Raw genomic sequence first — 6,711 nt, forward strand, 5'->3', positions numbered from 1 at the left:
AGCAGCCATTCCACATCGAACGAGTCGAAACTGCGCTGACCTCCCGGGGTGCGGGGGATCGGGCGCAGGAACAGCTCGCGGCTACTCCGGCCCGGGCACACAGCGCGCAGACCCGACCCGCTCCCGGGCACCCGAGTCGGGGGATATCGGTCGTGCCGGACGGAATGCCCGAATATCCCGCCGGCCGCGCATAGAGTGCGTACCAGCGACAGCAGTGTCGAATCACGAGTCCGGAAGCGAGGCCCCGATGGGCAGCTCGAAGATCGTTCTCATTACCGGCACCTCCTCGGGTATCGGGCTGGCCGCCGCGGTCGCGGCGGCCGATGCCGGATGGCACACGGTGGCGACCATGCGCGACACCGGGCGCGGTGACGACTTACGGGCGGCGGCCGAGCGGGCCGGGGTCACCGAGCGCTTACAGATCGAGGAACTCGATGTGACCGAACCGGATTCGATCGCGAGCTGCTTGAAGAAGGTCGTCGCCGAGCACGGGCGGCTCGACGCGGTGGTCAACAACGCGGGCGCGGGCTTCGTGGGCACCGTCGAGCAGATGGGCATGGACGTCATCCGGAAGTCCATGGAGGTCAACTACTTCGGCGTCGTGGAGGTCACCCGGGCGGCCATGCCGCTGCTGCGTGAATCCGGCGGCCGGATCATCACCGTGACCAGCGTCGGCGGCGTGATCGGGCAGCCGTTCAACGAGGCGTACTGCGCGGCCAAGTTCGCCGTGGAGGGGTTCATGGAATCCCTCGCTCCGGTGGCGGCCACGGTCGGCGTCAAGATCTCGGTGGTCGAACCCGGCGCGGTGGCAAGCGAATTCATCGCGGGCCAGCAACTCGACATCCCGGCGATGATCGCCGCGGCGGGCCCGTACGCGCCGGCGCTGAAGCACTATGTCGAACGCACCGTCGGGGCGTTCCGCAACGCTCAGACCTCCGAGGAGGCGGCCGCGCCCATCATCGCGACCCTGACCGCGGAAGAACCCGCGTTCCGGGTGCAAACCTCGTCCTGGGCACGCGGATTCACCGGGGTGAAGCTCGCCGACCTGGACGGCTCGGCGGTGCAGATGGTCACCGCGGGCTGGGTGGAGGAACACCAGCACCACCACTGAGAATCAGCCGGTGATCTCCCACTCGTACACGGTGAGTTCGGACGCGCCGGTGGCGTGAATGGGATCGGTGAAAACCAGATCCCGTGCGGCGTCGAGCGATTCGGCGAGAATGACGTACGCGCCACCGGAACCGTCGGTGAACTTGCCGGTCTCGACCAATTGACCGTTGGCGCGAACGCCCTCGAGCCATTCGCGATGCGGCTGCGCCACGGACGAATCGAAGCGCGGGGTGCGCATGGCCAGAACCAAATACTTGCGCACCCTGCGCTTCTCCTTCGCTACTGCTGTTCGTCGCCCGCGCGCGGTGCGCGCGTGGCGGCGGCCGCGGCCCGCACCTGCGGAGCCACCGTCACCACCTGGCCGAGCACCCCGTTGATGAACGAGGGGGAATCGTCGGTGGACAGCTCCTTGGCCAGCTCCACCGCCTCGTCCACGGCCACCACGGGCGGGACGTCGTTGGCGTGGAACAACTCCCACACCGCCACCCGCAGAATGGCGCGGTCCACGGCGGGGAGCCGGGGCAGCGTCCAATCCTGCAGATAGGACTCGATGGTGCCGTCCACCCGGTCGAGATCGTCGGCGACGCCTTCGACCAGCACCCGGGTGTACGGATTCACCGGGGCCACCGAATCGTCACGCACCGAGAGCGACACGCGTTCGGCGAGCAGCTCGGCGGGATCGATATCCCGAGCTTCGGCCTCGAAGAGCAGATCCACGGCACGGCGGCGCGCCTTGTGCCGTGCACCGAGCTTCTTGAAGCCCGGCTTCTTGTCCTGGGGCTGATTGGCCACGGTCACCATTCTCCGCGCGTCAGGAGTTGACGCGGGAGATGTAGGAGGCGTCGCGCGTATCGACCTTGAGCTTGTCGCCCACGTTGATGAACAGCGGGACCTGGATCTCGGCGCCGGTCTCGATGGTGGCGGGCTTGGTGCCGGCGCTCGAGCGGTCGCCCTGCAGGCCCGGCTCGGTGTGGGTGACGACGGCCTCGATGGAGACCGGGAGCTCGACGAACAGCGCCTCGCCCTCGTGCATCGCGATCTGCACGCCCATGTTCTCCAGCAGGAAGCCCGCGCTCTTGCCCAGCAACTGCTCGCCCAGATGAATCTGGTCGTAGGTGTCGCCGTCCATGAAGATGTAGTCCGAGCCGTCGTGGTACAGGAAGGTCATGTCGCGACGATCGACGGTCGCGGTCTCCACCTTGACGCCGGCGTTGAAGGTCTTGTCGACGACCTTGCCGGACACGACGTTCTTCAGCTTGGTGCGCACGAAGGCGGGACCCTTACCGGGCTTCACATGCTGGAACTCGACGATCTGCTGCAGCTGATTGTCGATCTTCAGCACGAGGCCGTTCTTGAAGTCGCTGGTATCCGCCACTGTCCTCGGATCTCCTGTTCTCGTTTTCCATTCACGGCTCGCCGTGCTGGCAAACCGACGTCATTCGACGACGGTAAGGTCTTTGCTGGTGCGGGTGAGCAGCTCCGGGCCCCCTTGGCGAACCACGAGCGTATCCTCGATCCGGACTCCGCCACGGCCGGGGAAATACACACCTGGCTCGACGGTCACCGCCACGCCACCGAGAAGTGTACCCGTGCCCGTTTTGGCGAGTCCGGGCGCTTCATGGATCTGCAGTCCGACCCCGTGTCCGAGGCCGTGCACGAACAGCGCCCCGTGGCCCGCCGCCTCGATCACCGACCGCGCGGCCCGATCCACCGCCCGGGTCGACGCGCCCGGCGCGAGTGCATCGCATCCGGCCCGCTGAGCAGCGTGAACCAGATCGTAGATCTCTCGCTGCCAGTCCGAGGGCTGCCCGAGGACGTAGGTGCGGGTCATGTCGGAGTGATACCCGGCGACCGTCGCGCCGAAATCGAGTTTCACGAAGTCGCCGGCGGCCAGTACGGCCTCGGTCGGACGATGATGCGGCACGGCCGAATTCGCGCCCGCGGCCACGATGGTCTCGAAGGAGACCGCGTCCGCGCCGTGCTCGAACATCAGCCATTCCAGGTCCCGGGCGACCTGGCGTTCGGTACGGCCGGGACGGATGCCGCCACGTTCCAGCAATACCGCCAGCGCCGCGTCGGCGGCGTCGCAGGCCCGGCGCAGCAACTCCACCTCGACCGCGTCCTTGACCATGCGCAGCTGTTCCACCAGACCCGCGACCGGAACCAGATCCAGGCCGCAGCCCTGATTCACGAAACCGCGATGCTGGTCGACGGTGACGACGTGACTCTCGAACCCGACCCGTCCGGTCTGCCACTCCCCCGCGATCTCGATGACCCGGCGGGCGCTGGCGCGATTGATCTCCGCGCGCAGATCCGGGGCCTGCTCGCCGACCTGGGTGATGTACCGGCCGTCGGTGCACAGCACGGTGCGGTCCTCGCCGCTGTCCCAGGCGTACACCAGCAGCGCGGCATTGGAACCGGTGAATCCGGTGAGGTACCTGATATTGATCAGATCGGTCACCAGCAGAGCGTCGACGCGGTTCTCGACCAGCAGGTTCCGCAGGTTGGCCCGGCGCACCGCGTAGTCGGGGCGACCGGCCGGATCGTGGTCAGCACACATGCGTCAAAGCTACCGCTGACACGCGGCAACACGGACATGCAACACGTCAATCGGGGTGTAGGCGAAACCTCGGGTGTTCACATGCCAAGGGGTTGTCCACATTTCGCGATCCGCGGCGCCGGACGGGCCGGATTCGGAGCAGGCTCGACGCATGGAGATCGCGGGGCTGGTCGTACTCACCCTCTGGTGCGCGGTGCTGAGCCGGATCGATCTGCGCGAGCGGCGGCTGCCCAACGCGCTCACCGCACCGGGGGTGGCCGGGGTGCTCGGCTACGGGTTCCTGCAGGGCCGCGCCGGGACAGCGGCGCTCGGGGCGCTACTGCTGGTCTGTCCTTATCTACTGGTTCATCTCTGCGCACCGGCCGCGCTCGGCGCCGGAGATGTGAAACTCGCCGCTGGTCTGGGCGCGGCCACCGCGCTCGGCGGAGCGCACGCGTGGGTGTGGGCGGCCCTGGCCGCGCCCGCGCTCACCGCCGCCGCGAGCCTCGCGCCGGCGCTCGTACAGGCCGCTCGACCACGGGATTCCCCGCTTTCGACGATCGCGGACCGCACGGTGCCGCACGGCCCGGCGATGTGCGCGGCGAGTTTGCTGGCACTGGTCTCCGCAGCGTGAACGGGTCGCCGCCGGGGCCCGGGTTCGGGCTCGCGCCGGACCTGCATGTCCGGGTAACGGGATTCCCATGGAAAGATGTATTCCGTGTTGCGCTGGATAACTGCCGGGGAATCCCATGGTCCTGCTCTTGTCACGATCCTCGAGGGGATGGTGGCCGGAGTCGAGGTGAGCTCTGCCGATGTTGCCGCACAGTTGGCGCGGCGCCGACTCGGCTACGGCCGTGGCGCGCGGATGAAGTTCGAGGCCGACGCGGTCACCCTCGTCGGTGGCGTGCGGCACGGTCGCACCATGGGCGGACCGGTCGCGGTCGAGGTCGCGAACTCCGAGTGGCCCAAGTGGACCCAGGTCATGTCCGCCGATCCGGTGGACGCCGACGAGCTCGCCGAGCTCGCGCGCAATGCCCCGCTCACCCGTCCGCGCCCGGGCCACGCCGACTACTCGGGCATGCTCAAGTACGGCTTCGACGATGCCCGCAACGTCCTCGAGCGCGCCAGCGCCCGCGAGACAGCCGCGCGCGTCGCGGCGGGCACCGTCGCCAAGAACTTCCTGCGCCAGGCGCTCGGGGTCGAGGTCATCTCGCACGTGATCTCGATCGGCACGGCCGCCGACACCACCGGCTTCGTGCCCTCGGCCGCCGATCTGGCCGCCATCGACGAGAGCCCGGTGCGCGCGTTCGACAAGACCGCCGAAGCGGCCATGATCGCCGAGATCGAGGCCGCCAAGAAGGACGGCGACACCCTCGGCGGCGTCGTCGAGGTCGTCATCGACGGTCTGCCCGTCGGCCTGGGCTCGTTCACCAGCGGTGAGGCTCGCCTGGATTCGCGACTCGCGGCCGCGCTCATGGGCATTCAGGCCATCAAGGGCGTCGAGGTCGGCGACGGGTTCGAGACCGCGCGACGCCGCGGCAGCCAGGCCCACGACGAGATGAAGCCCGGCCCCGACGGCGTGCTGCGCTCGACCAATCGCGCGGGCGGGCTCGAGGGCGGCATGACCAACGGCGAGGCGTTGCGCGTGCGCGCCGCCATGAAGCCGATCTCCACGGTGCCCCGCGCGCTGGCCACCGTCGACATGTCGACCGGTGACGAGGCCGTCGCCATCCATCAGCGCTCGGACGTGTGCGCGGTGCCCGCCGCCGGCGTGGTCGCCGAGGCCATGGTGGCGCTCGTCGTCGCGCAGGCCGTGCTGGAGAAGTTCGGCGGCGACTCGCTGGCCGAGACCGTCGACAACGTCACCAGCTATGTGAAGCGAATCAACGCGCGCCCGCACGTTCCCTCGGGCAACGCGCCACAGTGACAGAGGCAGCCGACCAGCGGCCGCCGAGTGTGGTGCTGGTCGGTCCGCCCGGCGCGGGCAAGTCGACGATCGGCCGCAAGCTCGCCCGCGAACTCGGCGTGGACCTCTATGACACCGACGCCGGGATCGAGGAGGAGACCGGGCGCACCATTCCCGAGATCTTCGCTCAGGACGGCGAACCCGAATTCCGCCGCATCGAGGAAGAGGTGGTGCGGGCCGCGGTGCTGGCCGGGCACGGCATCGTCTCGCTCGGCGGCGGCTCGGTGCTCTCGGACGCCACCCGCGAACTGCTGCGCGGGCGCACCGTCGTCTACCTGGAAATCAGTGTGGGCGAAGGACTTCGGCGCACCGGGGCCAGCACCAACCGTCCCCTGCTGAACGGCGACGATCCCGCCGCCAAGTACCGCGAGCTCATGAAGATCCGCCGCCCGCTGTACCGCGAGGTGGCCTCGGTGCGCGTGCGCACCGACGGCCGCAGCCCGGGTCGCGTGGTGCGCATGATCCTGGGCAAACTGGGACTGGAGTCCACCCTCCCGCCCGAGGAACTCGTCATCGAGCTGCCCACGCCCGCCACTGAAACCGGCGCGTCCACCCGTTCCCGCTCACGCCGGCGTCGCCGGCGCGGCCGGGGTCGCGGGGATTCGCAGCAGGCGGCCACCGGGACCACCGCGACCGCCGCCGAACGGGATTCGGCGGACTCGACGGCGAATCCGACGTCCGCCGGCGACGGCACCGGGGCTCCGGCGCCGGGCAAGGGCGAGACCCCGTCGCGCCGCCGACGCGGCCGCGGACGGGGCCGCAAGTCGCAGGCGGCGGCGAACGGCGGCACGCCCCAGGCGGCCGACGGCACCCGCACGGGTGCTGAAACCGGTTCGGCGACAGCATCACCCGGTACGGCAGGGTCCGGCCTGGGTTCGGCCGGTGTCGTGCCGGAAACCGCTCCCGGGTCGAGCGCGGCCACCGGTTCCGGCGTGGCTGCGCATGCAGGTGCGGCCGTCACCCCCGCGGGATCCGGCTCCGCCGAGCCGGTCACCACAGCGGGCACCGGCACCGCGGAAGGCACCGGACCCACCGGCGATTCCACGGCCGGACGCGGCCGCCGCTCCCGCCGACGGGGCCGCCGCCCGGCCGGACC

General features: G+C 69.7%; 7 protein-coding genes and 1 pseudogene. 4 read left to right on the top strand and 4 right to left on the bottom strand.

Annotated features, from left to right (window positions below):
• The first annotated feature begins 247 nt into the window (after positions 1-247).
• Positions 248-1,111: an SDR family oxidoreductase gene (locus ABZ319_RS39590; RefSeq protein WP_354991736.1), complete on the top strand. Its 864-nt coding sequence runs from the start codon at positions 248-250 to the stop codon at positions 1,109-1,111.
• 3 nt (positions 1,112-1,114) lie between these two features.
• Here the strand turns inward: ABZ319_RS39590 and ABZ319_RS39595 are convergent, their stop codons facing one another.
• From ABZ319_RS39595 to ABZ319_RS39610, 4 genes are read right to left on the bottom strand one after another with little or no spacing between them, the layout of a single operon-like run.
• Entirely contained in the window at positions 1,115-1,372 is a 258-nt protein-coding gene (locus ABZ319_RS39595; RefSeq protein WP_354991737.1) for a YciI family protein, read from the bottom strand.
• A gap of 17 nt (positions 1,373-1,389) precedes the next feature.
• Positions 1,390-1,902, bottom strand: coding sequence for a transcription antitermination factor NusB (gene nusB, locus ABZ319_RS39600; RefSeq protein ID WP_354991738.1), 513 nt, complete (start codon positions 1,900-1,902; stop codon positions 1,390-1,392).
• Positions 1,903-1,921: 19 nt separating this feature from the next.
• Positions 1,922-2,485, bottom strand: a complete 564-nt coding sequence (gene efp / locus ABZ319_RS39605; protein WP_354991739.1) for an elongation factor P — start codon at positions 2,483-2,485, stop codon at positions 1,922-1,924.
• Positions 2,486-2,545: 60 nt separating this feature from the next.
• Positions 2,546-3,670, bottom strand: a complete 1,125-nt coding sequence (locus ABZ319_RS39610) for a Xaa-Pro peptidase family protein (RefSeq protein WP_354991740.1) — start codon at positions 3,668-3,670, stop codon at positions 2,546-2,548.
• A gap of 151 nt (positions 3,671-3,821) precedes the next feature.
• On the opposite strand from ABZ319_RS39610, the gene ABZ319_RS39615 reads away from it, so the two are divergent.
• The 3 genes and pseudogenes from ABZ319_RS39615 to ABZ319_RS39625 form a co-directional block, all read left to right on the top strand.
• Positions 3,822-4,283, top strand: coding sequence for an A24 family peptidase (locus ABZ319_RS39615; RefSeq protein ID WP_354991741.1), 462 nt, complete (start codon positions 3,822-3,824; stop codon positions 4,281-4,283).
• Positions 4,284-4,367: 84 nt separating this feature from the next.
• Positions 4,368-5,576: a chorismate synthase gene (gene aroC, locus ABZ319_RS39620; RefSeq protein WP_354991742.1), complete on the top strand. Its 1,209-nt coding sequence runs from the start codon at positions 4,368-4,370 to the stop codon at positions 5,574-5,576.
• A 29-nt stretch (positions 5,577-5,605) separates the two neighbouring features.
• Positions 5,606-6,091: pseudogene (locus ABZ319_RS39625) on the top strand (shikimate kinase); the annotation flags it as partial.
• Between the last annotated feature and the right edge of the window lie 620 nt (positions 6,092-6,711).

This window comes from Nocardia sp. NPDC005978 (assembly GCF_040614455.1).
Taxonomy (GTDB): Bacteria; Actinomycetota; Actinomycetes; order Mycobacteriales; family Mycobacteriaceae; genus Nocardia.

Excerpts from the sequence above, each read along its gene's own strand:
- ABZ319_RS39590 (WP_354991736.1), top strand. The coding sequence starts at position 248 with ATGGGCAGCTCGAAGATCGTTCTCATTACCGGCACCTCCTCGGGTATC.
- ABZ319_RS39615 (WP_354991741.1), top strand. The coding sequence starts at position 3,822 with ATGGAGATCGCGGGGCTGGTCGTACTCACCCTCTGGTGCGCGGTGCTG.
- ABZ319_RS39610 (WP_354991740.1), bottom strand. The coding sequence starts at position 3,670 with ATGTGTGCTGACCACGATCCGGCCGGTCGCCCCGACTACGCGGTGCGC.